General features: G+C 64.9%; 24 protein-coding genes. 5 read left to right on the forward strand and 19 right to left on the reverse strand.

Translation table 11 applies throughout. The annotated features are described in order from the left end of the window. The coding region (locus tag E4K65_RS30015) for an IS5 family transposase (RefSeq protein ID WP_135177204.1) at positions 1 to 584 on the forward strand (584 nt) is incomplete at its 5' end. A gap of 67 nt (positions 585 to 651) precedes the next feature. Here E4K65_RS30015 and E4K65_RS30020 read toward each other — a convergent pair. The 13 genes from E4K65_RS30020 to rpoZ all read right to left on the reverse strand — a co-directional run bounded on the left by E4K65_RS30020 (position 652) and on the right by rpoZ (position 15,054). Next, positions 652 to 2,196, reverse strand: a complete 1,545-nt coding sequence (locus E4K65_RS30020; protein WP_135177205.1) for a GMC family oxidoreductase — start codon at positions 2,194 to 2,196, stop codon at positions 652 to 654. Positions 2,197 to 2,200: 4 nt separating this feature from the next. Further along, a complete protein-coding gene (locus E4K65_RS30025; RefSeq protein WP_135177206.1) occupies positions 2,201 to 3,751 on the reverse strand; it encodes an ABC transporter substrate-binding protein in 1,551 nt (516 codons plus the stop codon). A 463-nt stretch (positions 3,752 to 4,214) separates the two neighbouring features. Next, positions 4,215 to 6,470, reverse strand: a complete 2,256-nt coding sequence (gene parC / locus E4K65_RS30035; RefSeq protein ID WP_135177208.1) for a DNA topoisomerase IV subunit A — start codon at positions 6,468 to 6,470, stop codon at positions 4,215 to 4,217. Between the two features lie 61 nt (positions 6,471 to 6,531). Then, positions 6,532 to 6,816, reverse strand: a complete 285-nt coding sequence (locus tag E4K65_RS30040) for a hypothetical protein (protein WP_135177209.1) — start codon at positions 6,814 to 6,816, stop codon at positions 6,532 to 6,534. A 100-nt stretch (positions 6,817 to 6,916) separates the two neighbouring features. Further along, positions 6,917 to 7,669 carry a DNA repair protein RecO gene (gene recO / locus E4K65_RS30045; RefSeq protein ID WP_135177210.1) on the reverse strand — a complete coding sequence of 251 codons (753 nt, stop codon included), beginning with the start codon at positions 7,667 to 7,669 and terminating at the stop codon, positions 6,917 to 6,919. A gap of 137 nt (positions 7,670 to 7,806) precedes the next feature. After that, the gene (locus E4K65_RS30050; RefSeq protein WP_027547161.1) at positions 7,807 to 8,187 is read right to left on the reverse strand and encodes a hypothetical protein; all 381 of its coding nucleotides are present in this window, start codon (positions 8,185 to 8,187) and stop codon (positions 7,807 to 7,809) included. A 21-nt stretch (positions 8,188 to 8,208) separates the two neighbouring features. Next, complete coding sequence (gene era, locus E4K65_RS30055) at positions 8,209 to 9,135, reverse strand: GTPase Era (RefSeq protein WP_135177211.1); 927 nt, start codon at positions 9,133 to 9,135, stop codon at positions 8,209 to 8,211. Further along, positions 9,125 to 9,940 carry a ribonuclease III gene (rnc, locus tag E4K65_RS30060; protein ID WP_027547163.1) on the reverse strand — a complete coding sequence of 272 codons (816 nt, stop codon included), beginning with the start codon at positions 9,938 to 9,940 and terminating at the stop codon, positions 9,125 to 9,127. Before rnc ends, era begins: the two co-directional genes overlap by 11 nt. Continuing rightward, a complete protein-coding gene (gene lepB, locus E4K65_RS30065; RefSeq protein ID WP_011087823.1) occupies positions 9,937 to 10,701 on the reverse strand; it encodes a signal peptidase I in 765 nt (254 codons plus the stop codon). Before lepB ends, rnc begins: the two co-directional genes overlap by 4 nt. Positions 10,702 to 10,950: 249 nt before the next feature. Continuing rightward, entirely contained in the window at positions 10,951 to 11,370 is a 420-nt protein-coding gene (gene acpS, locus E4K65_RS30070; protein WP_027547164.1) for a holo-ACP synthase, read from the reverse strand. Then, positions 11,367 to 12,119, reverse strand: coding sequence for a pyridoxine 5'-phosphate synthase (locus E4K65_RS30075; RefSeq protein WP_135177212.1), 753 nt, complete (start codon positions 12,117 to 12,119; stop codon positions 11,367 to 11,369). Before E4K65_RS30075 ends, acpS begins: the two co-directional genes overlap by 4 nt. Positions 12,120 to 12,163: 44 nt before the next feature. Next, on the reverse strand, positions 12,164 to 14,452 hold the full coding sequence (locus tag E4K65_RS30080; RefSeq protein WP_135177213.1) for a RelA/SpoT family protein: 2,289 nt from the start codon (positions 14,450 to 14,452) through the stop codon (positions 12,164 to 12,166). A gap of 209 nt (positions 14,453 to 14,661) precedes the next feature. Then, entirely contained in the window at positions 14,662 to 15,054 is a 393-nt protein-coding gene (gene rpoZ, locus E4K65_RS30085; protein WP_027522935.1) for a DNA-directed RNA polymerase subunit omega, read from the reverse strand. A gap of 326 nt (positions 15,055 to 15,380) precedes the next feature. Between rpoZ and E4K65_RS30090 the strand changes: the two genes are divergently transcribed. Both E4K65_RS30090 and E4K65_RS30095 read left to right on the forward strand, forming a co-directional pair. Next, complete coding sequence (locus E4K65_RS30090; protein ID WP_092193220.1) at positions 15,381 to 16,025, forward strand: LabA-like NYN domain-containing protein; 645 nt, start codon at positions 15,381 to 15,383, stop codon at positions 16,023 to 16,025. Further along, positions 16,006 to 16,680: a uracil-DNA glycosylase gene (locus tag E4K65_RS30095; RefSeq protein WP_135177214.1), complete on the forward strand. Its 675-nt coding sequence runs from the start codon at positions 16,006 to 16,008 to the stop codon at positions 16,678 to 16,680. The genes E4K65_RS30090 and E4K65_RS30095 overlap by 20 nt, the downstream gene beginning before the upstream one ends. A gap of 8 nt (positions 16,681 to 16,688) precedes the next feature. Here the strand turns inward: E4K65_RS30095 and E4K65_RS30100 are convergent, their stop codons facing one another. Genes E4K65_RS30100 through dapA form a run of 4 tightly spaced genes read right to left on the reverse strand, consistent with a single transcriptional unit; the run spans position 16,689 to position 19,172 of the window. Next, positions 16,689 to 17,270, reverse strand: coding sequence for a peroxiredoxin (locus E4K65_RS30100; RefSeq protein ID WP_135177215.1), 582 nt, complete (start codon positions 17,268 to 17,270; stop codon positions 16,689 to 16,691). 4 nt (positions 17,271 to 17,274) lie between these two features. Next, positions 17,275 to 17,748, reverse strand: a complete 474-nt coding sequence (gene smpB / locus E4K65_RS30105; protein WP_011087830.1) for an SsrA-binding protein SmpB — start codon at positions 17,746 to 17,748, stop codon at positions 17,275 to 17,277. 59 nt (positions 17,749 to 17,807) lie between these two features. Beyond that, positions 17,808 to 18,224 (reverse strand): large conductance mechanosensitive channel protein MscL, encoded by a 417-nt coding sequence (mscL, locus tag E4K65_RS30110; RefSeq protein WP_027547170.1) that lies wholly within the window; start codon positions 18,222 to 18,224, stop codon positions 17,808 to 17,810. A 57-nt stretch (positions 18,225 to 18,281) separates the two neighbouring features. Further along, the gene (gene dapA / locus E4K65_RS30115) at positions 18,282 to 19,172 is read right to left on the reverse strand and encodes a 4-hydroxy-tetrahydrodipicolinate synthase (RefSeq protein ID WP_167771265.1); all 891 of its coding nucleotides are present in this window, start codon (positions 19,170 to 19,172) and stop codon (positions 18,282 to 18,284) included. Positions 19,173 to 19,453: 281 nt separating this feature from the next. On the opposite strand from dapA, the gene E4K65_RS30120 reads away from it, so the two are divergent. Together E4K65_RS30120 and E4K65_RS30125 are read left to right on the forward strand one after the other, a co-directional pair. Beyond that, the gene (locus tag E4K65_RS30120; RefSeq protein WP_167771282.1) at positions 19,454 to 21,853 is read left to right on the forward strand and encodes a lytic transglycosylase domain-containing protein; all 2,400 of its coding nucleotides are present in this window, start codon (positions 19,454 to 19,456) and stop codon (positions 21,851 to 21,853) included. 149 nt (positions 21,854 to 22,002) lie between these two features. Next, a complete protein-coding gene (locus tag E4K65_RS30125) occupies positions 22,003 to 22,278 on the forward strand; it encodes a DUF3551 domain-containing protein (RefSeq protein WP_209312097.1) in 276 nt (91 codons plus the stop codon). A gap of 76 nt (positions 22,279 to 22,354) precedes the next feature. On the opposite strand, the gene E4K65_RS30130 is transcribed toward E4K65_RS30125, so the two are convergent. Beyond that, positions 22,355 to 22,660, reverse strand: coding sequence for a DUF3551 domain-containing protein (locus E4K65_RS30130; protein ID WP_347340977.1), 306 nt, complete (start codon positions 22,658 to 22,660; stop codon positions 22,355 to 22,357). 124 nt (positions 22,661 to 22,784) lie between these two features. Continuing rightward, complete coding sequence (locus E4K65_RS30135) at positions 22,785 to 24,305, reverse strand: porin (RefSeq protein WP_135177219.1); 1,521 nt, start codon at positions 24,303 to 24,305, stop codon at positions 22,785 to 22,787. Between the last annotated feature and the right edge of the window lie 334 nt (positions 24,306 to 24,639).

Consider the following 24,639-nt stretch of genomic DNA (forward strand, 5'->3'; position numbering starts at 1 on the left):
ATTTTTACGCTTGGCGCGACACGGGTAGATGGCAGGAGATCGTCGAAGCTTTGGTTCGGAAGGCGCGCCGGAAGCTTGGGCGAAAGCCCAGACCGACAGCTGCCGTCATCGATAGCCAGACCGCCTCGACGACCGAGGCCGGCGGGCCACGCGGATTCGACGCCGGCAAGCGTCTCCATGGGCGCAAGCGCCATATCGTTACCGACACCAACGGTCTCTTGCTGGCTGCCTATGTTCATCCCGCCAACATTCAGGATGTCCATGGGGCCGTTCCCCTGTTGGAGATCTTGCGAGACCGCTTCCCAAGGCTTGAGCATGTCTTTGCCGATCGGATTTATCGCGGCAAACAGCTCGTCAACGCACTCTCCAACTGCGGACCATGGACGATCGAGATCGTCGAGCGACCGCTCGGGGTCAAAGGCTTCCAGCTCCTGCCCAGGCGCTGGGTCGTCGAGCGTACCTTTGCATGGTTCGGCAGATGTCGTCGCCTCTCCAAAGACTTCGAAGCCTCTGCCGCCACCGAGCTAGCCTGGTTGCTCGCCGCCCATCTGAGGCTCCTAACTCGCCGCTTGGCCAGACCCTGAAAACGTCTACGCTTTTTGAGTCAGGCTCTCAGGATGACGGGATAAGTGGAATTTGACGCAGTAGAAACTATCGCATCATCATCCGCGCAATCGCTTCCCCAATCACCACCGTCGTGAAGTGGGTGTTGGCGCGGCAATCCGACGGCATGATCGAGGCGTCGGCGACGCGCAAGCCCGCGATGCCCTTCACGGTGCCATCAGGGTTGACGACACCGCCGGCGTCGTTGACGCCGCTCATGCGGCAGCTGCCGGCGGCGTGCTGGATGTCGCCGGTCTCATGGCGCAGCAGCGCGTCGAGCTCGTGGTCTGGCAGCGCCGCGGCTTGCGGAAGCGTCAGATCGGTGTCGGTCAGCCTGATCCAGTCGGCAATGCCTGACAGCGCCGGCTGGGAGGTGATCACGGCCAGTCGCTTCACCGCATCCATCATGCGCAGCATGTCGCGGGGATCGGCCAGCATGTTCTCCTCGACAACGGGATCGATCGCGGGATCGGTCGAGGCCAGTTTAAGCGTGCCCCGCGAATAGGCGTTGAACAGTCCGGCGCCGATCGCGCCGGGCACGCCGATGCCGCGGTGGTTGAAGGCGATCAGGATCATGTCGCGCTTGCCGCCATTGGCGAACCCAGAGGAATAGGTCACGCAGCAATTGGTGTGGCGGGTGTCCGGATCGGTGGGACGCAGGTTTTCGTGGAGCTGGATCGTGGCGCGAAACAGCGGGTGGTCGAAGAAGTGGCGGCCGACCGGCAGATCGCGCTCGACCGCAATCCCCATCGCCTTCAACTCGTCGGCCGGTCCGATGCCCGAGCGCAGCAGGATCGCCGGGCTGTGGATCGCGCCGGCGCACAGCACGATCTGGCGCGCACCGATATCGCTCGTGCCCTGCCCCTCGATGTGAACGCGGACGCCGGTCGCCCGGCCGTCGCTGATCAGCACCCGATCGACCAGCGCATGACCGCGAATCTCCAGATTGGCGCGGCCGCGCGCGGGCTCGAGATACCCCTCATTGGTCGTGATGCGGCGGCTGTCGCGGCTGTTGATGGGGTAGCAGGCGACGCCCTCGCCATCAGGGCCGTTGACGTCGGCGCACCAGGGATAACCGCTCGCCAGCGCCGCATCGCGCAAGCCGCGATCGATCGGGCCCCATGTCTCGGGCGGCGCTCGATAGACCGGCAGCGGTCCGCCGCGTCCATGTCCCCCGGCGTCGCCGAATTCCATGTCGTCCTCGATCACCGAGAACAGCGGCATCACCTCTTTCGCCGACCAGCCGGTGCAGCCATTGGCCGCCCATTCGTCGAACGCATCAGCAACGCCGCGGATGGCGATCTGGCCGTTCATCATCGACGAGCCGCCCAGGCCCTTGCCGCGCCAGTAGAAGCGCGGCTCCTGCCCGGCCACGCGGCGCGTCAGGAGATCAGGCCACTGCCATTTCTCCTGATACTCGCGCTTGTGGATGATCGGGATGGGATTCGGCGTCATCACCTCCCAGGGCGCATCAATGGCGCGCCAGTCGAGGCCCGCTTCGAGCAGCAGGACGCGACGTGCGGGATCCTCGGAGAGCCGTGCCGCAACAGCGGCGCCGGCGGAGCCGCCGCCGACAACAATGACATCGTACATCGTGTTACTTCTCAACGTTCCAGAACACCGGGATGGCGGACGGTATCAGATTGCGCAGCGCCGCGCGAGAAAGCGCCGGCTGGGCGAACTGGCCCCACGGAATCCCGGGCGCCTGATCGTACATCACCGTCTGAATCTCGGCCGCGATCTTCTTGCGATCCTCCTCGGCAGGCGCCTTGGCGAAGGCTTCCATGAGTGGTGTGATGCGTGCATCGCATTGCCAGCCGGTGAAGTCGGCGCAATTGAAGGCGACCATGACGTTGGTCAGCGGCGAGCCGAGATCGAAGCCGCCGGCGTGAACGCCATAGACGCTCCAGCCCTCCTTCTTGGCGCGGCGCGCCAGCACGCTCGCCCAATCCATCACCTGGAGATCGACGTTGAAGCCGGCTTGCTTCAGCCGTTCGGCCAGCACCTGCGCCGAGACGCGCGGGGCTTCGAGGTCGTTGGCCTCCATGACGACAACGGGCTCGCCGGCATATTTCGTCGCCTTCAGCGCGGCCTTCGCCGCTTCGATCGACGGCTTGGCGGCGGCTTCCGTGCCGGCCTTGCTGTCATAGGTGGTGCCGCAGGTGAAGAAGGTCGCGCAGGGCGTGGCGTATTTGGCATCGAGACCGAGCGCATCCAGCACTTCGCGCTGGTCGACCAGCTTCCACAGCACGCGCCGGATCGCGGGATCGTCGAACGGTTTCGAAGCGGCGTTGAGGCGATAGGCCCCTGCGAACATGTTGCCGCCGGTGAAATTGACCAGCTTGACGCGGGGATTCTTTTCCAGCGTGGGCAGCAGATCGAACGGCGCGTATTGCATGAAATCGACTTCGCCGGCCTGGAGCGCGGAAGCCGCGGTCGCACCGTCCGGGATGACGCGGATCTCGAGCGTGTCGACATTGACGCGCTTGCCACCGGCGAGGAAGTCGGCGGGCTCCGGCCGCGGCACATAGTCGGCGAATTTCTTCAGGATCATGCGGTCACCGGTGCGGTGATCCGCCTTGCTGTAGACGAACGGGCCGGAGCCGACGATCTCGGTGATGCGCTGGTCGCCGGGCGTCCTGGCGATGCGCTCGGGCATCATGAAGGCGACCGGGCTGACGGGGTTGCCGAGCGCGTCGATGACGAGGCCGGAGGGCTCCTTCAGCGTCAGCACGAACGTCTTGGCGTCCGTCGGCTCGAGCGAGGCCGTGATGGCGAAGATGCGGCGGCCGAGCGCACTGCGGGTGCCCCAGCGGTGCAGCGATGCGACGCAATCGGCCGCCGTGACCGGCTGGCCGTCATGCCACTTCAAGCCGTCGCGCAGCGTGAAGCTGTAGGTCAAGCCGTCGGGCGAGACCTTCCAGTCCTGCACCATCTGCGGCTTGATCTCGCCCTTGGAATCCTTCGCGAACAGCGTGTCGAACACCATGTAGCCGAACGTGCGCGAAATATAGGCCGTGGAAAAATGCGGATCGAGCGTGACGATCTCCGCCTCGAGCACCGCGACGAGATTACCCGCCGCATGCGCCGGCGCCGCCACCAGCGCCAGGGCGAACAGCGCCGGAATGAAAGACTTTGGTTTGAACATTGGTGCCTTTTGCTGCTTCTTGAGAGTTCGTTTGCAGTCGAAGAAAAAGCAATGTTCGTGCCCGATCGACAGAGGCACTTATGCGCTCACGACTATCAGCCAAGCGTTTGCGCGCCACGCCGTCGGTGTCATCGCCCGGCTTGACCGGTCGATCCAGTATTCCAGAGACGGCTGAGGGATGCGGAACGGAGGAGCGATGCACTCGCCGCTCGTCATTGCGAGCGCAGCGAAGCAATCCAGACTGTCGCCGCGGAAAGATTCTGGATTGCTTCGCTGCGCTCGCAATGACGATGTAGAGGCGACGTCGCGCTACACTCCCTTGTGCCCCGGACGCAGCGCAACGCTACTTCAGCGGTGCGCTGCTGAGCCGGGGCCCATGTTTCCGAGCAGTCCGTGTGGCGTGGGTCCCGGCTCTGCGCAGCAACGCAAGGGCGTTGCAGCGCGTCCGGGACACGAGCCCGCCCTACCCGATCCCCCGGCCGAACTTGTTCGACTTCGGGAAACCCTTCGGCGGCAGGCGGCCGGCGTCGGCGCGGGTGCCCTGCCACTCGGCGAGCTCCTTCATGGTCGCGGAGAATTCGCGGCCCGCGGAGTCCTTCCAGGTCAGGCCAGCCTTGGCGTCGAACACGACGACGTCGGAGAGACCACCGTCCTTGTACTTCTGCAGGCGGACGCCGCGGCCGCGGGCCATCTCCGGGACCTGGTCGAGGGGGAACACCAGCATCTTGCGGTTCTCGCCGATGACCGCGACGGTGTCGCCGACCACCTCGGTGACCGTGCGTGCCTCGTTCGGCATGTCGACGTTGAGGACCTGCTTGCCCTTCTTGGTGGTGCCGACGCAATCGTCCTCGTTGACGACAAAGCCCTGGCCCTCGTGGCTCGCGACCAGGAATTTGCGTCCACCCTTGTTGACGAACAGCGCGACGGGTGCCGCCTCCTGCTCGAGGTCGATGAACAGGCGGATCGGCTCGCCATGACCGCGCCCGCCCGGAAGTTTCGCGACATCGAGCGAGTAGAACTTGCCGTTGGTGGCGAACAGCAGCAGCTTCGACGTCGTCTCCGCGAAGAACGCGAAGCCGAGCTTGTCGTCCTGCTTGAAGGCAAGGCCCGAGAGATCCTCGACATGCCCCTTCATGGTGCGGATCCAGCCCTTGTCGGAGACGACGACCGTCACCGGCTCGCGCTCGACGAAGGCCTCCTCGATCGCGGCGAGATCGTGCTCGGGCGCATCGGCAAAGGTGGTGCGGCGCTTGCCGAGCGGCGTCTTCGGCCCGAACATGTCGCGGACCTTGCCGACCTGCTCGCCGACCTTCTTCCACTGCTCGGCTTCCGAGGCGAGCACCGCATTGATGCCCTTGAGCTCGTTGCGCAGGTTCTTGTCCTCGGTGCGGATCTCCATTTCCTCGAGCTTGCGCAACGAGCGGAGCCGCATGTTGAGGATGGCTTCGGCCTGCACCTCGGTGAGCTTGAACGCCTTCATCAGCGCCGGCTTCGGCTCATCCTCGGTGCGGATGATCTTGATCACCTTGTCGATGTTCAGATAGGCGATCAGGAAGCCGCCGAGAACTTCCAGCCGATGCTCGATCTGCGCCTTGCGGTAGTTGCTGCGCCGGATCAGGACGTCGCGCAGATGGTCGAGCCATTCACGCAGGCACTCCGCGAGCCCCACGACCTTGGGAATGCGGCCCTTGATCAGCACGTTGAGGTTCAGCGGAATCTTGTTTTCGAGCTCGGTCAGCCGGAACAGCGATTCCATCATCAGCGCCGGATCGACGTTCTTCGACTTCGGCTCGATCACGATGCGGACGTCTTCGGCCGACTCGTCTCTGACGTCGCCGATCAGCGGCAGCTTCTTCTGGTCCTGGAGCTCGGCGATCTTCTCGATCAGGCGCGACTTCTGCACCAGGAAGGGAATCTCGGTGACGACGACGACCCAGGTGCCGCGTGCGCCCTCTTCCTGCTCCCACCTGGCGCGAACGCGGAACGAGCCGCGGCCGGTCGTGTAGGCTTCGGCGATCGCCTGCTTGGAATCGACGCAGATGCCGCCGGTCGGAAAGTCCGGGCCCTTGACCCATTTCAGCAGGGCCTTGGACTTCGCGTCGGGCTTCTCGATCAGGTGCAGCGCGGCGTCGCAGAGCTCGGCGGCGTTGTGCGGCGGGATCGAGGTCGCCATGCCGACCGCGATGCCCTGCGCGCCGTTGGCGAGCAGGTTCGGGAAGCCGCCGGGCAGGACGATCGGCTCCTTCGACTGGCCGTCGTAATTGGGACGGAATTCAACGCCGTCCTCGTCGATGCCCTCGAGCAGAAGCCGCGCGACATCGGTCATGCGCGCTTCGGTGTAGCGGTAGGCGGCGGGGTTATCGCCGTCGATGTTGCCGAAATTGCCCTGGCCGTCGACCAGCGGATAGCGCGAGGAGAAATCCTGCGCGAGGCGAACCATGGCGTCGTAGATCGCCTGGTCGCCGTGCGGATGGAACGAGCCCATCACGTCGCCGACGATCTTGGCGGATTTCTTGAAGGCCGTGCCGGGGTCGAGCCTGAGCAGGCGCATGCCGTAGAGGATGCGCCGGTGCACCGGCTTCAGGCCGTCGCGTGCGTCCGGCAGCGCACGGTGCATGATGGTGGAGAGCGCATAGGCGAGATAGCGCTCTTCCAGCGCCTCGCGCAGCGGCACCTCATGGATTTCGGCCGGTTCCGGCGGAATCAATCGTTTTCCCATGCCGCCCGGTTAAACCGTGGAAGCGAATCGGGCAAGGATGGAATGGTTCCCTGTGGGCGGCTTACTGCCCCGCCCAGCCGGCGGTCACGGTCTGGGTGGTCTGGGGGTGTTGAGCCTGTGTACTGGTCGGCGCGTTGGCCAAGCAGCGCCGGGCAGCCTCGATTTCCGCTTCCGTCGCGCCCTTGGACCGGGCCCATGCCTCTGCGGCTGCTGCCGAATATTTGGCCACGTAGAACCTGACGACCGTGCAGGAAGCGCGGCGAACCAGTCCTGTTTGCTCGCCTGCGAGGGCGTCCGGCGCCAGCGCAATCAGCGCTGCCGACACAATAAGTCCCTTGATCAGCATCAGGTTTATCCCCGGGTTGGAACCCCACGGCCCAATCCGGGAAACCCGGTTTGGTTCCGGGATATTTCATCTGATCAGGCAATACAGAGCCGCGCCGACGTCATGGCGCCGAGATCGCCGCCCTCGCCTGCTGCCGCGTCAAGGCATTGATGAAGCCGGCCCGCGCGTCGGAATGGACCTGCCCGCGCGGCTCCAGCACGTGGCGCAGCAGAAACAATCCGGTCAGCCGAAAACCGTCCTGGAGATCCTGGTCGGTGAGTTCGCTCGCGGTTTCGCCCTGGCGCAGGAACGGCGGCAGGCGCAGCAGCCGGTCGCGCCATGGCTCGCCCGCGCCGCGCGACACCGCGCCGCCGGATTTCGGCGAAACGTAGATCAGGTCCGTGGTCTCCCCGGTCACCGCGCAATTGTCCAGCGCGAGCCCGAAGCCGAGCTCGGCGAGCATCGCCAGCTCGAAATGGATCACGTGGACGGCGGCGCTGCCGATGTCGTCGAAATCGTCGAGCGAATGTTCGAGCAGCGCAAAGATTTCCTCGTGCGGATCGCGCTCGGGAAGGAGCCGCGCAATCGAGGCGAGATGGGTGACGCCGTAGACGCCGTGGGACGATGTCAGCAGCGTGGCCGCACGCAGCTTCAGGCCCTCGACCGCGTAGGTACCGAGATGCTCGTCGAGCCGCGCCCGCCACACCGCGCTGACGCTGTTGCCCGGTTGCAGCAAGGGCCGCATCCGCGAGCCGGCACCGCCGCGGACGAGACCGAGATGGCGGCCGTGTTCGCGCGTCAGCAGCTCGACGATGGCGCTGCTCTCGCCATGCCGCCGCACCCCCAGCACGATGCCTTCGTCGGTCCATTCCATTTAAGGAAGTCTAGCATTTCGAGCGACCGTAGGGTGGGCAAAGCGAAGCGTGCCCACCAATTTTGATCCCCCGCGATCGTGGTGGGCACGGCGCGCAAGGGCGCGCCTTTGCCCACCCTACGGCACCGCGCAAAACCTCACGCGTTGAACCAGCCCTGCGCGTCGCCGCTGAACGAGAAATACAGGCCCATCGTCGTCAGCACGCAGGACACGATCTCGATGGCGCTGTCGAGCTCCATTCCCTTCTCGCCGATGATCTGGCCGAGCGAGATCACCGACAGCACCAGGGCTGCCGCCAGCACCCAGCGCGGCCAGTTCTTGCGCCAACGCGCCGCCAGCCAGACGAAATAGACCAGCAGCAGGATCATGCCGCCGGCGAGCAGCGTCGCCGTCATGATCATCTGCTCGGTCATCTCGGCATTGGGCGTGCGGTCCTGCACCGCCACCGACAGCGCATCCAACATCAACGACGCATAGAGCAGCGCTTCGAAGCGCCGGACGTTCGTGGGCACGCTCATCGGATACCGATCTGTTCTTGCTTATTCTTTGGGAAATTCCAGGCCCATCTCGCGATAGCGATCGGGATCGTCGCCCCAGTTCTCGCGCACCTTGACGAACAGGAACAGGTGCACCGGCACGCCCAGGATCTCACTAATCTCCTTGCGCGAGTCCGCGCCGATCGACTTGATGGTGGCGCCGCCCTTGCCGAGCACGATCTTGCGCTGGCTTTCGCGCTCGACGAAGATCGTCTGCTCGATCCGCACCGACTTGTCCTTGCGCTCCTCCCACTTGTCGGTCTCGACCGTGGACTGGTAGGGCAATTCCTGGTGCAGCTTGCGATAGATCTTCTCGCGCGTGATCTCGGCCGCCAGGTGCCGCATCGGCGCGTCCGACATCTGGTCCTCGGGATAGAGGAACGGCCCCGGCGGCACCATCTCGGCAAGCGTAGAGCGGATGTCGTCGACGCCGTCGCCGGAGATCGCCGCGATCATGAAGGTCTTGGCGAACGGCATGCGCTCGTTGGCGGCCTGCGCCAGCGCCAGCAGCTTCTCGCGCTGGACCAGGTCGACCTTGTTGATGACCAGGATCTTCTCGTGATTGACGCTGGCCGCCTTGGCGAGGATCGCCTCGGCCTCCTCGTCGATGCCGGTCTTGGCATCCAGCAGCACGCAGACGAGATCGGCGTCATGCGCCCCGCTCCAGGCGGTCGAGACCATGGCGCGGTCCAGCCTGCGCTTGGGCGAGAAGATGCCGGGCGTGTCGACCAGAATGATCTGTGCGTTGTTCTCGATGACGATGCCGCGGATCAGCGCGCGCGTGGTCTGCACCTTGCGCGAGACGATCGTGACCTTGGCGCCGACCAGCGCGTTGACCAGCGTGGACTTGCCGACATTCGGTGCGCCAATGAGCGCAACGAAGCCGCAGCGCGTCGCAGCGGGCGCCTCGCCGCTTGCTTCAACCGTCATTGCCGCCGCCAACGCCTTCACGTTCGATCATCACCGAGGCCGCCACCTTCTCTGCCGCGCGCTTGCTGCCGCCTATGCCCTCGGCCGGCGCCAGTCCCGGCAGGTCCACCGCGACGCGGAACTGCGGATCGTGATGCGGGCCGGTGCGCTCGACCTCGCGGTAAACCGGCGTCGGCAGGCCCTTCCCCTGCGCCCATTCCTGGAGCACGGTCTTGGGATCGCGCAACGGACGCCGCGGCTTGTGCATGCGCTCGGTCCAGTTGCGCTTGACGAATTCGGCCGCCGCCGCATGGCCGCCGTCGAGGAAGATGGCGCCGATCACGGCCTCGCAGATGTCGCCGAGCACGCTCTTGCGCAAGCGGGCGTCGGCGCTGGGGCCGACCGAGCCGAGCTTGATGTCGTCGAGCAGCCCGAGCGATTTTGCGACGTCCGCGCAGCTCTCCTTGCGCACCAGTTCGGCGAGCCGCTTGGACAGCTCGCCTTCGTCGGCGTTCGGGAAGGCGTGGTAGAGCATGTCGGAAACGACCAGCCCGAGCACGTGGTCGCCGAGGAATTCCAGCCGCTGATAGCTGTCGCCGCGCTTGCGCCCGGACTTCAGCGCCGAGACATGCGTGATCGCCTGGATCAGCTGGTTCGGATCCGCAAAGCTGTAACCAATGCGCGCCTCGAGTGCCGCATTCGCGTCAGTTGCCTTGGCCTTGCGTACCCGCTTCTTCTTCGCAGGCGTCTTCGGTGCAGCTTCGCCCTCAGGAGCGGCTTGCGCCTCGATAGGTTGGGTCGCGATGTCCTTGGCTTCGTCTTTCATCGGACGATTTTGAAGAAGCGATTCCAGCGCACCGCCCACGGCCAGCGCCAGAACATCCAGGCATGCTCGCCTTCGGCGATGGAGAAGAAGATCATCTGGGCGCGGCCGATCAAATTCTCCTGCGGCACATAACCGACTTGGCCGAGGAAGCGGCTGTCGGTGGAATTGTCGCGATTGTCGCCCATCATGAAGAAATGGCCGGCCGGCACCGTGTAGACGTTGGTGGTGTCCATGTAGCCGTTGTCGGCGCAGTCCAGCGTCTCATAGGACACGCCGTTCGGCAGCGTTTCCTTCCAGCGCTTCACCCGGGAGATGCCGCCGCCTTCGGAGCCGCACGGATCCTCGCCGACATATTCGCTCATGCGCTGCCGCTCGACCGGGGTGTCGTTGATGTAGAGCAGCCCGTCCTTCATCTGGACGCGGTCGCCGGGAAGCCCGATCACGCGCTTGATGTAGTCGGTGGAATCGTCCTTGGGCAGGCGAAACACGACGATGTCGCCGCGGTTCGGGTCCGAGCCCCAGAGCCGCCCCGAGAACAGCGGCGGCGAGAACGGGATCGAGTAGTGGCTATAGCCGTAGGAATATTTCGAGACGAACAGATAGTCGCCGACCAGCAGCGTCGCCTTCATCGAGCCGGACGGAATGTTGAACGGCTGGAACAGAAAGGTGCGGATCACGAGCGCGATCAGGAGAGCGTGGATCACGACCCGGATCGTTTCGCCGACGCCGCTTTCAGTTTTCGTTCCCGAAGTCACGCTCATTGCTCTCTCAATTCCGGCCGGCGATCACAGAGCGCCCTCCTCCCGCGAACAGCCCATCGCTTCGCGGCCCAAGGAGATTGTCCTGATTCTGATAATGAGGGCCAATTCCGGCGTAAAGCCGAATTCGCCCAGCCTGATTTGCGTCCGCGGACTTTTAGACGGTTGTCGGAGACCACGCAATCAAGGATCGCATCAAAACTGCATAAGATATTGATCTTTAACAAGAATTATAAAATGACCCCGGAACGGTCAGGGCTTGGCCAGCGGAACGGCTGAAATGATGACGAAGGCCTGTGCGAGCGGCCAGTCATCGGTGATCGACAGGTCGATCCGCGCCTCGAAGCCAGCAGGCGTCAGGGCCTGGAGCCGCGCCAGGGCGCCGCCGGTCAGCTGCATGGTCGGCCGTCCCCCCGGCAGGTTGACCACCCCCATGTCGCGCCACCAGACGCCGAGCCTGATGCCGGTGCCGAGCGCCTTCGAGCAGGCCTCCTTGGCGGCAAAGCGCTTGGCGTAGGTCGCCACCACCATCTTCTCGTTCTTGGCGCGCCGCTCCGCCTTGGCCCGCTCGGCCGCGGTGAAGATGCGGTCGAGAAAGCGCTCGCCATGGCGCTCGATCACCTTGCCGACGCGGGTGATGTCGATCAGGTCGGAGCCGATGCCGATGATCATGCCCGGCTCCGGCCGCGGTCCATCGCCGCGCGCATGCTGCGCACCGTCTCGGCAAGACCCACGAACAGCGCCTCGCCGATCATGTAGTAGCCGATGTTGAGCTCCATGATCTCGGGCAACGCCGCGATCGTCTCCGCCGTCGCATAGTCGAGCCCGTGGCCGGCGTGGACCTCCAGCCCCGCGTCCTTCGCCAGCTTCACGCCCGCCACGATCCGCTGCCATTCGGCGTCGGCCTTCTCGGTGTGGCCATCGACCACGGCGTCGCACCAGGCGCCGGTGTGAATCTCGATCACGGGCGCGCGCAGCCGCGCCGCCATCTCGATCTGAGCGGGGTCGGCGGCGATGAACAGCGAGACGCGGATGCCGGCATCGTTCAGCCGCGCGATGTAGGGCGCGAGCGCATTGTGCTGGCCGACCACGTCCAGTCCGCCCTCGGTCGTCACCTCCTGCCGGCGCTCCGGCACGAGGCACACCGCATGCGGCCTGGTGGCGAGCGAGATGCGCATCATGTCGTCGGTCGCCGCCATCTCGAAATTGAGCGGCTTGGAGATCTCGGCCTTCAGCCGCGCCATGTCCTCGTCGCGGATGTGCCGGCGATCCTCGCGCAGATGCGCGGTGATGCCGTCGGCGCCGGCCTCGATCGCCAGCAGCGCGGCGCGCACCGGATCGGGATTGCGGCCGCCGCGCGCGTTACGCAGGGTCGCGACATGGTCGACATTGACGCCGAGGCGGAGCGGAGAAGCGGGCATTGCAAGGCTCACAAATTCGAAGGACAGGCGAATACGAAAGGCGCCTATCCATTAACACGTTCGACGCGGGCGACGACCGCCTTCGCGCGCAACTGGGCCAGGATCGCGCTCAGGTGCTTCAGGTCGTAGACTTCGAGATCGATCGTCGTCTCCGTGAAGTCCGGAGAGCGGCGCTGCATGCTGATGTTGTCGATGTTGCCGTCGTGCTCGGCGATCACGGTCGCGATCTGCGCGAGCGCGCCGGGCTCGTTGACGTTCTCGACCCTGATGCGGGCCGGGAAGCGCTGCGGCGCGGTGTCCTCGATGTCCCAGCGCACGTCGAGCCAGCGCTCCGGCTCCTCCTCGAAGTCCTTCAGCGCCGGCGCCTGGATCGGATAGATGGTGATGCCCTCGCCCGGCGTGACGATGCCGACGATGCGGTCGCCGGGCACCGCGCCGCCGTTCGGCGCGAACTTCACCGGCAGGTCGGAATTGATGCCGCGGATCGGGATCGCGACCGGGCTGCGCGGCGGCTCGGAGGCCACCTTCTCCTTGAGCTTGGCGGCGAGCCCCTTCTTGATGCCGTAGCGGGCGACGCGCTCCTCCTTGTAGTCGGGATACATCGCGCGCGCGACGTGGGAGGCCTTGATCTCGCCGCGCCCCACGGCCGCCATGACGTCCTCGATCGAGGTGCGCGCAAGCCGCGGCAGCGCGCCCTTGAGCTTGTCGTCGGCGTAGTCGATCTTGGCGCGCTCGAACAGGCGCTCGACGATGCGCCGGCCGAGACCGACATATTGGTCGCGCACGGCGGTGCGCGTAGCGCGGCGGATCGCGGCGCGCGCCTTGCCGGTGACCGCGAGCGTCTCCCAGGCGGACGGCGGCGCGGATTGCGCCTCCGAGGTCAGCACCTCGACCTCGTCGCCGTTCTGGAGCTCCGAGGACAGGGGCGAAAACTTGCCGTTGATCTTGCAGCCCACCGCGCTGTTGCCGACGTCGGTATGCACCGCATAGGCGAAGTCGATCACGTTGGCATGACGCGGCAGCGCGATCAGCTTGCCCTTCGGGGTGAAGCAGAACACCTGGTCGTGGAACAGCTCGAGCTTGGTGTGCTCGAGGAATTCCTCGGGGTTGGCACTCTCCGAGAGGATTCCGACGGTGTGGCGCAGCCAGGCGAACGCGTTGGATTCGCGCTTGAGGAACTCGGTCGGCGAGCCCGCGCCTTCCTTGTAGAACACGTGCGCGGCGATACCGCGCTCGGCGATCTGGTCCATCGCCTCGGTGCGGATCTGGAGCTCGGCGCGCTGGTTGCCCGGACCGATCACGGTGGTGTGGATCGAGCGGTAGTCGTTCTGCTTCGGCGTCGAGATGTAGTCCTTGAAACGCCCCGGCACGACCGGCCAGGTGGTGTGGACGATGCCGAGCGCGCGGTAGCAGGCCTCGACGTCGTTCACGACGACACGGAAGCCGAAGATGTCGGACAATTGCTCGAAGCCGACCGATTTGCGTTCCATCTTGGTCCAGATCGAGAACGGCTTCTTGCGGCGACCATAGACCCGCGCGCCAAGGCCCCGGTGGCGCAGATTGTTGGAGAGCTGGGCCTCGATCTCGCCGATCAGATTGCGGTTGCGCTCGGCGAGCGCATCGAGCCGCTGCATCACCACCGAATAGGCCTCGGGATCGAGCGTGCGGAAGGACAGATCCTCCAGCTCCTCGCGCATTTCCTGCATGCCCATGCGCCCGGCGAGCGGCGCGTAGATGTCGAGCGTCTCCTCGGCAATGCGCCTGCGCGATTCCGTCGGCACGAATTCCAGCGTGCGCATGTTGTGCAGGCGGTCGGCGAGCTTCACCAGGAGCACGCGGACATCGTCGGCAATCGCCAGCAACAATTTGCGCAGGTTCTCGGCCTGCTTGGCCTCGCGCGACACCAGCTCCAGCCGCTTCAGCTTGGTCAGGCCCTCGACCAGCGCGCCGATCTCGGACCCGAAGATCTGGTCGATCTCGGCCCGCGTCGCTTCGGTGTCCTCGATCGTGTCGTGCAGCAGCGCGGCCACGATGGTGGCGTCGTCGAGCTTCAGGTCGGTGAGAATCGCCGCCACTTCGAGCGGATGCGAGAAGTACGGATCGCCCGAGGCCCGCGTCTGCGAGCCGTGCGCCTTCATGGCGTAGACATAGGCGCGGTTCAGCAGATCTTCGTTGGTGTTGGGATTGTAGGACCTGACGCGCTCGACGAGGTCATATTGACGCATCATGCGCGCACGCGGCCTGGCCGGGCGTGCCACCGGCGCAGTCGGGGCCACGGCAACCGATTCGGTTGCGGCCTGCATCTGCGTTGGTCTGCGGCGTCGATACACCATGCCGTCCCGCCTTCAAACGGACCTCAAGGCGGCCCGTTGTATACATCTTAGCTCCGATCCCGCGCGCGTCCGATCAATTCGGTGACAGGCGCGCAGCGCGAACCGGCAACACTATGGTAACCACGAAAACGCCAACAAAAGCAAAGGCCCGAACACAGGTTCGGGCCTTTGATAAGATCACAAGAATTCGACGATTGCGACGGGACGATTTACTCGTCTTCCTCGGGCTGCTCTTCCGGCGGCGCGAGGCCTTCGAGGCCCTTCAGGAGCTCCTCTTCGGTCATGCGCTCAACGGCAACTTCGGTATCGTCCGCATCGACGCTGGCGCCGGCGGAACCGATCAGCGGCACCGTGTCGGGCTCAGGCTCGTCGACCTCGACGAACTTCTGGAGCGAGTGCACCAGCTCCTCGCGGAGGTCCTCCGGAGAGATGGTCTGGTCCGCAATTTCACGCAGAGACACAACAGGGTTCTTGTCGTTATCGCGGTCAACCGTTAGTTGTGAACCCGACGAAATCATGCGGGCACGGTGGGCGGCCAGCAGGACCAGGTCAAACCGGTTATCGACCTTGTCGATGCAATCTTCTACGGTGACGCGAGCCATGGACTGTCGCTCCGTTGTGGGTGGGACGAAATATGTGGATGATTGGGGCTAGTTATAGGGACCAAGACAATTTCGCAAGGCCAATTTGTAATTTGGCCTCGCCAAATGGCTCTGCTACCCCCACATTGGGGCTGGGATGGGCGATTTCCCGGGCTGCCATTGAGGGCGGCCCCGGGTGTTTGAGAGTTCGCCATAACTATACCTTGATTGCCCCGACTTCTCCGGATTTGCGGTTTCGACGGGTTTCGGCGGCACTCTAGAACTGCGCGGCCTGCTGCAGCGCCAACAATAAACGATCAATCACGAGCACTTCGCGAGCAAACTGAATGTCACCTTCTCCTACCAACAAGATCGCGCTCTTCATCGACGGGGCCAATCTCTACGCGACGGCGAAAACTCTGGGCTTCGACATCGACTACAAGCGCCTGCTGAAGGAGTTTCAGAGCCGCGGGACGCTGTTGCGGGCGTTCTATTACACCGCCATCATCGAGGATCAGGAATACTCCTCGATCCGCCCGCTGATCGACTGGCTGGACTACAACGGCTACACCGTCGTCACCAAGGCGACCAAGGAGTTCATCGACGCCTCCGGCCGCCGCAAGGTCAAGGGCAACATGGACATCGAGCTCGCCGTGGACGCCATGGAGCTCGCCGAGCACATCGACCAGATGGTGCTGTTCTCCGGTGACGGCGACTTCCGCTCCCTGGTCGAGGCCGTCCAGCGCCGCGGCGTGCGGGTCACGGTGGTCTCGACCATCGCCAGCCAGCCGCCGATGATCGCCGACGAGCTGCGCCGCCAGGCCGACGTCTTCACCGACCTCGTCGAGCTGCAGTCCAAGCTCGGTCGCGACCCGTCCGAACGCCCCGCCCCGCGCGATCGCGGCGATCGCGAGGCCCGCCACCACGCCCCGCAGTTCCTCCAGCGCGCGACCACGATGGCGCCGAGGGGCGATGACGACTTTGAGGAGTGAGGCGGCCCGGTCAGGCCGCCAGCCCCCCACCCTCGTCCCCGACCGTGACTGTCCGCTCTGTCCGCGCCTGGTCGCCTTTCGCGAGGCGAACCGCGCGCGCGAGCCGTCCTGGCACAACGCGCCGGTCGCGCCCTTCGGTGACATCAAGGCGCGTCTCCTGATCGTTGGCCTCGCGCCGGGCATGCAGGGCGCCAACCGCACCGGCCGGCCCTTCACCGGCGACTATGCCGGCGACCTGCTCTACGCCACGCTGCTCGAATACGGCTTTGCCAAAGGCACCTACCAGGCGCGCCCCGATGACGGGCTGAAGCTGGTCGACTGCCGCATCGCCAATGCCGTGCATTGCGTTCCGCCGCAGAACAAGCCGCTGCCGGTCGAGATCAACACCTGCCGCCAGTTCCTCGCGGCGAATCTCGCGGCGATGCCGAAGCTGCGCGCGATCGTCGCGCTTGGTCGCATTGCTCACGACACGGTGCTCAAGCCGCTGAACCTGAAGGCCTCGCAAGCCCCCTTCGGCCACGGCGCGGTGCATCAGGCCGGCGCGTTCAGGCTCTACGACAGCTATCACTGCTCGCGCTACAACACGAACACCGGCGTGCTGACGCCGGACATGTTCCGGTCCGTGTTCGCGAAGGTGAAGGCCGACCTGGACTAGCCCTCGGACTAGCCTTTGACGGGATTGGCCTTCAGCCAGTCCAGGACATCGCCGGCGTTCCGGTCGGGCGGAAACACCGGATAGAACACATGCGAGACCTTGGCGTCGTCGATGATCAGCGCGAGGCGCTTGATCAGCGTCAGGCCTGCGACCTCCATGGTCGGCAGTTTGAGGGCGCGCGTCAGCGCCAGCTTCTCGTCCGACAGCACCGGAAACGGCAGATGCAGGCGCGAGGCCATCTCGGTCTGGTATGCGTTGCTCTGGGTCGAGAGGCCGAACACTTGAGCGGCGCCGGCAGCCTTCAGCTCGGCGAACAGGTCGCGAAACGCACAGGTCTGCGGCGTGCAACCGCGCGCGCCCGGGATCATGTCCCAATCGTCGACCAGCGAGATCTTGCCGGGCTCGCCGGTGCGCGGATAGGCGAACACCACGGTACGGCCGGACAGCGCCGACAGCATCACTGACGTGTCGTCGGTCGCGAGCAGGCCGATCGCGGGCAGCGTCATGCCCGGCAGATGCGCCGCGCCGCCATCATCGGCCGGCGCCGGAATCTTGCTCCAGTCGACCTCGAGCAGGTTCTTCTGATTCATCCCGCTATCCCCTCGCCCTGAGCAGGCGGCCCTTCTCCCGGCTCCAGTCGCGCTTCTTCTCGGTCTCGCGCTTGTCGTGCAGCTTCTTGCCTTTCGCAACCGCCAGCTGCAGTTTGGCCCGACCGCGCTCGTTGAAGTAGAGCTTGAGCGGGATCAGCGTCATGCCCTCGCGGTCCACCGCGCCGATCAGCTTGTTGATCTGCCGGCGATGGAGCAGCAGCTTTCGCGGCCGCTTGGGCTCGTGGTTGAAGCGGTTGCCCTGGAGATATTCGGGAATGGTGGCGTTGATCAGCCAGATCTCGCCGTTCTTCGAGTCGGCGTAGGATTCCGCGATCGTGCTCTTGCCGTTGCGGATCGACTTGACCTCGGTGCCGGTCAGCGCAATGCCCGCCTCGATCGTATCCTCGATCGCATAGTTGAAGCGGGCCTTGCGATTTTCCGCCATGACCTTGATTGGTCGTTCGTTCTTGTCGGCCATGGCAAAAAAACCCGAGTGAGATACGCGCGGACGCTAACAGTTTGGGTGAAGCGTGCGCGTCAAGACTTCTTGAGGAGATCGCGGATCTCGGTCAGCAGCTCGACCTCGGCCGACGGCTTCGGCGGAGCGGCCGGTGCCGCCTCCTCCTTGCGCTTCAGCGTGTTGATGGCGCGGATCACCAGGAACAGCACGAAGGCAATGATGATGAAGTTGATCGTCAGCGTGAGGAAGCTGCCCCAAGCCAAGACCGCGCCTTGCTTTTTAGCGTCTGCTAAGTTGGTGGCGGTGACCGCCTTCGACAAGGGGGTGAAGTAGTTCGAGAAGTCGAGACCGCCGGTGACGGCGCCGATCAAGGGCATGATCACGTCGCCGACCAAGGAAGTCACGATGGCGCCGAAAGCCGCGCCGATGATGACGCCGACCGCGAGATCGACGACGTTGCCCTTCATGGCGAACTCGCGGAACTCCTTGAGCATCCGCCTGCCCGTTTCGTCGACCCCGCTCATGAAAGGCTCCCCGGAAAGGCTACCGCGTCAGTTGATCAGGCCGGCGTGCACCATGGCGCTGCGCACGGCAACGCGCGTCGGCTCGGACACCGGCACCATCGGCAGCCGCAGCGTCTCGTCGAGCTTGCCGAGCAGCGACATCGCGTACTTGATCGGCGCCGGATTGCTCTCGATGAAGAGGTTGTTGTGCAGCGGCATCAGCTTGTCGTGCAGCTTCAGCGCGGTGGCATGATCGCCCTTCTGCCAGGCGGTGTGGAACTCCGAGCACAGCCGCGGCGCGACGTTCGAGGTCACCGAGATGCAGCCATGGCCGCCATGGGCCATGTAGCCGAGGATGGTCGCGTCCTCGCCCGAGAGCTGGTTGAAATCCTCGCCCATCGCCGCACGCTGCTGCGACACGCGGACCATGCTGGCGGTAGCGTCCTTGACGCCGGCGATGTTCTTCAGCTCCCACAGCCGCTTCATGGTGTCGACCGACATGTCGATCACCGAGCGCGGCGGGATGTTGTAGATGATGATCGGAATCCCGATCGCATCGTTGATCGCCTTGAAGTGCTGGTACATCCCTTCCTGGGTCGGCTTGTTGTAGTAGGGCGTCACCACCAGCACGGCGTCCGCGCCCGCCTTCTCGGCGTGCTGGGCCAGCTCGATCGCCTCCTTGGTCGAGTTGGAGCCGGCACCGGCAACGACCGGCACGCGGCCCTTGGCCTCCTCGATGCACCACTCGACGACCTTCTTGTGCTCGTCATGGCTGAGCGTCGGGCTCTCGCCTGTCGTGCCGACCGGGACCAGGCCGTTGGTGCCCTCGGAAATCTGCCAGTCGACCAGAGAGCGGAACGCCGCCTCGTCGAGCGAACCGTTCTTGAACGGCGTGACCAAGGCGGTGAACGACCCCCGGAATTTCGTCTTGGCTGCCATGGACTTCCTCCGTACGCGGCGAGTTTTGAGAGCAAGCCCCATTCATATCGGGTCTATCCCGCCGGTAAAAGGGCCGCTCCCGTGCGACGCACCGTTTAGGCCGCGATTTTGCCGCGGTGATGGTGCAAACCCGCCCGCGGTAAGCGGCTGTTGGTATTTTGTCCGCATATTCAATCAAATTCAGCTAGATCTTGAGCCACTTGACTGATTCGGGGCGACGAAACGCCGTGACCTCATTTCCTCGTGCCACATGGCGATCCACCGGCCTGGTCGTGTGCCTGATGGCGGGCCTGTCGGTCGGCTGCGCCGCCCGGGCCAAGTCCAATGAGACACCTGCCGAAGGCGCCAAGGACACCGCGAAGCCAGCCGCCAAGGACGCCACGAAGGGATCCGGCAAAGGATCGGCCAAGGACACAGCCAAGGAAACAGCCAAGGGAACCGGCAAGGACGCACCGAAGGCCGCGAGCAAGGGGGCGGCCGGCGCCCCGGCCAAGGATGGCGCGAAGAAACCCGCCCAGAATGCCGGCAAGGATACTGGCAAGGAACCCGCCAAGGACAAGCCCAAGCCCGCGGCAGCGGCGCCCGCGCCGAAATCGCAGCCGACCGCCAACGGCTCAGCCCCCAAGGCCGCCCCCGCGCCGGCCGCAACGGCCATCGTCAGACCTGCCGCCGCTCCGGCCGCCAAACCGATCGCAGCTCCCGTGCTGGCTCCCGCGACCCGCCAGCACGCGACGCCGCGCAAGCCGGTCACGCCGGCCGCGGTCGCTGCGACCTCCTCGACGTCGCAAGCCGACAAGGACACGCTCGAGAACGTCATCGACCTCGTGCGCAAGCGCAAGGCGGCCGACGCCACCAATTACGCTGCCTCGATCTCGGATCCCGTCGCGCGAAAGCTCGCCGAATGGATCATCCTGCGCAGCGAGGACAACGGCGCGACCGTGGAACGCTACCGCGCCTTCCTCTCCGCCAATCCAAGCTGGCCGTCGCAGACCTTCCTGCGCCGCCGGCTCGAGGCTGCGATGTGGGACGACAGGCGCGACGATGCAGTTGCGTGGTCGTGGTTCGAGAACGAATCCCCAGTGTCCGCCAAGGGCCGCTTCACGCTCGCCAAGGCGATGCTGGCGCGCGGCGACCGCGCCAATGCCGAGCGGCTGGTGCGCGAGGCCTGGCGCAGCGATCCGATGTCGGAGGACACCGAGAACAACGCGCTCGACCAGTTCGGCGCCCTGCTGACGCCGGGCGACCAGAAAGCGCGGATGGACACCCTGCTCTACGGCAGCGAGAACGAGGCCGCGCTGCGCGCCGCAAAACGTCTCGGCGCCGGCTATGTCGCGCTCGCCAAGGCCCGCATCGCCGCCGTCAAGAAGGCGCCGAACGCGCACGCCTTGCTCGACGCGGTGCCGCGCGAGCTGCACAACGATCCCGGCTTCATCTTCAGCAAGATCCAGCTCCTGCGCCGCGAGGAGAAGTTTGCGGAAGCGGCCCAGCTCATGCTGTCGGCGCCGAAGGATCCGAACCGGCTCTACAATCTCGACGAATGGTGGATCGAGCGGCGCCTGCTCGCGCGCAAGATGATCGACACCGAGGAATTCCGCAGCGCCTATCTGATCGCGCGCGACGCGGCGCTGCCCTCGCGCGACATCTACAAGACCGAGCAGGAGTTCACGGCCGGCTGGATCGCGCTGCGCTTCCTCAACGATCCCGCGACCGCCACCCAGCATTTTGCCCGCATCGGCGTCGGCAGCGTCAATCCGACCACGCTGGCGCGCGCCGGCTATTGGCAGGGCCGCGCCGCGGAAGCGGCGGGCCGTCAGCAGGAGGCGCGCAATGCCTATGCGCGAGCGGCCGAGCAGTCAACGAGCTATTACGGCCAGCTCGCACGCGCGAAACTCGGCCTGCCGCAGATCGAGCTCAACAGCCAGCCGCGCGGCCGCGGCGCCGAACGGCTGGAGATCGTGCGCGCCGCGCAGCTGCTTTATGAGCTCGACGAACGCGAGATGGCGGTGCCCATGCTCGCCGACATGGGCGAGAACGGAGATCCCGAGGCGCTGGCCGGCCTCGGCGAGCTGACCCAGCGCCACAGCGATGCGCGCGGCATGCTGCTGCTCGGCAAGGCCGCGCTCAACCGCGGCCTGCCGTTCGACTTCTACGCCTATCCCGTCAACGGCATCCCGCAGTTCACGCCGATCGGCCCCGAGGTCGAGCGCAGCATCGTCTATGCGATCGCGCGGCAGGAGAGCGCGTTCAATCCCTCGGTGGTCTCGCCGGCGCAGGCTTACGGGCTGATGCAGGTGACACCGGACGCCGCACGCTATGTCTGCAAGCGGCACGGCGCGACGTACGATCTCGGGCGGCTGAAGAACGATTCGGTCTACAACGCCACGCTCGGCTCGGCCGAGCTCGGCGGACTGCTCGAGGATTATCGCGGCTCCTACATCATGACCTTTGCCGCCTACAATGCCGGCCGCGGCAGCGTGAAGAAGTGGGTCGACCGGTACGGCGATCCGCGCGATCCCAAGGTCGATGCGGTGGACTGGGTTGAGCTCATTCCATTCTCCGAGACGCGCAACTACGTGCAGCGGATCATGGAGAACCTTCAGGTCTACCGTGCCCGCTTCGGCGGCGGCACGCGGTTGCAGATCGAGGCCGATTTGCGCCGCGGCACCGGCAGCGTGGAATAGCGGGGCTGGATCGACCCGGCTTGGTCCTGAGCCGTGGCAGCGATGCTACAAAGCTTCGGGGTAGAATGTCGTGACGGGGCGGACGGCCCCGGCTGGAACGAGCACGACCACCAGCAGTTGGTTAGCCCTCACGAACCCGGAGAGATCTCATGTCCCGCGTGGTCGGTGTGCCCATGTTCGCAGCCGTGGCGTTGTCCGGCTTGGTCGTTGCCGGCTCGCCCGCCCACGGCAAGAATCGCCACTACTCGCAGCCGCAGGCGACCGGGATTCAGGATCGTTATTGCCTGCAAGGACGGCGTTGGGGGTACCCCGGCAACTGCCTGTTTTCCACCTACAGCCAGTGTATGGCGACTGCTTCGGGCACAATCGATTCCTGCGGTTTGAATCCAACCTACGCCTTCCAGGAGTGGAAGGGACCCAGGTGATAGTCTGATCGCTCTCGTTGAGGCGGTCAGACCGCACCGAAGCTGCGGGGCCCGATTCCGCAGAGGATTTCGATTCTCACCCGGCCGGAGCGGACCGGCCGCGGGGCGCGCGAGCCGGACCGGCTGAACCCGGCGGGGACCAATACGGGTTGGTCATGCACATCGCCGACAACCCCATCGCGGTAGCCCTGCAGTCTTCCCACGACAGGTAGCTGCAGTAGATCCTGTTGCCGCCGCCCCACTCCCATTTCTGGAGGCACACGGGATAGCGGGGATCCAGGGGTTCAGCAGCCGCCGGCGCGAAAAACGGGGTGAGCGCAGCGACCATGGATGCCGCGCCCAGCACGCTCAGCACCCGTCTCCGGATCCTCGAAACATTCACGCTCAGAAACTCCCGTACCGCGCGCAGACGAACGATCTGCCTTTTAGACGGTCTCCGCGAGACCCACAAAGAAAAACCCCGGCAGTTTCCTGCCGGGGTTCGCTGATCAGTCAGACGACCGATCTTAGAAGTTGCGCTGAGCGCGGAGGAGCAACTGGAGGTTGCCCTGGTCCTTCAGCTCGTAGGTGGCGACGGGCTTCGCAACCGCGGCGTTCCCCGTGGCAGCAACAGCCGGGATCGTGCCCGAGTACTTCTGGTCGAGCCAGACGTAGCTCAGGTCGGCAGTGAAGGCCAGGTTCTTGACCGGGGTCCAGACCACGTTGCCGCCGACAACCGCGAGGTTGAAGTCCGGGTTACACGTGGCAGTGGCGGCGCCGAAGGCGGCGACGAAGTTGGCGCAGATCAGAGCCTTGCCCGTGTCGCCGTAGCGAAGCGAAGCGTAAGCACCATAGATCGACGAAGCCCAGTTCGGGGACCAGTTGTGGGTGTAACCACCGCGGAAGCCCCAGGTCTTGACCGTGTCGATCCCGGTACCAGTGCCGAACACGCCATCAGCCATACCGGCGAAGCCGAGGCTCTGATAGGCGATGCCGCTGCCACCGTAGATGTAGATGTTCTGCGGGAACAGGCTCTGGAAGTTGTAGCGGGTCGCACCGTCGGTGTAGACGGCCTGCAAGTTGATCGAGTCACCCGCACCAGTCGGGATGTTCTTGATCGACAAGGCACCCTGCACCGCAAAGCCCCACTTGTCGTCGGGATGGCCGGTCGGCTCCGTCGTGCCGTAGTAGGCCGTGTGGAGTTCGTGCGCGGCAACCGAGAACTGGGCGAGACCCCAGGCCTGGTCAACGCGAACCTGACCGACGATGTCGGGCGTACGCGTGCCACCCCAATCGTTGGTGCCGTAGATGCCCTGGATGAAGGCGGCGCCAGCAGCCGAAGCCGAGGTGAAGCCACTGAGACCACCAGCAGTGATGCTGGCGTTATAGAGGTTCGACTGGCCACCAGCGGCGGTCGTCAGGTCCTGCAACGCCACCGAAGCGGTGATGCCCTGGCCGAAATCAGCCGTGTACGCAACCTGGTTCACACCGGTCACGTTGTTGCTGCCGCCCGGAAGGAAGTCGGGACCACCAGCCGGATAGCTCTGCCACGGTGCGTCGAAGATCGAGACCGTGCGGCCGAAGGTGAAGCCAGCGAACTGGATGAACGCATGGTAGAGGCCGAGCGTAGCCGAGCCGGTCGAGAACGCCGACGGGTTGCTGGCGGTGGTCGCCTGGCTATCCCAGGAGAAGATCACATCGGCGTAGGTGCGCACCACGCCATACTCGGTCGCCGTCCGCGTATCGGTGGTGAAGTCGAAACGAGCGCGGCTCTGGTAGTAGTTGTCCAGACGGTTGTTGCCACCGCCGGGAGCGCCCTGGCCGATGCCGTAGTCGCTGTTCGTGTTCCCCAGCATGTCGGCGCGCAGATAGCCGCCGAACTTGATGCAGGTGTCAGTGCCCGGCATGTAGTAGAAACCGGCTCCGTACAGGGAGCAGATCTTCACGTATTCGACCGCCTTGGCCTTCACGGGAAGATCGGCTGCCTGAGCTCCGCCAACGGCGATCAGACCCGCCGCCGTACCGAGCAAAAGGCTCTTAAAGTTCATGTTAAACCTCCAAGTTTGCTCTATAGGGAAGGTTCCGGATCCGCTGGGTGACGACACCCTAAGGTTGGTTCCCTTGTCCCTTGTAACCACCGCTTAGCCGCTTCGCGCTTTCGGACACACCCGCTGAAAACGCGAGGGACTTAAGCGAACCACCTAGAACGGGACGACCTCGGGATGCCCCCCTCCGTCGCTCGCTCACAATTACTGAACGTCTTTGCACACACAACAAAAGAACGCTTCGGACCGGGCCTCAAACACGTGTTTTCCGATGGGTGTTGCACAAATAACACGCAGTTGTGATCGACGCGACCGCGTAACTGACTGAAAAATATAG

Source organism: Bradyrhizobium niftali (assembly GCF_004571025.1).
Taxonomy (GTDB): Bacteria; Pseudomonadota; Alphaproteobacteria; order Rhizobiales; family Xanthobacteraceae; genus Bradyrhizobium; species Bradyrhizobium niftali.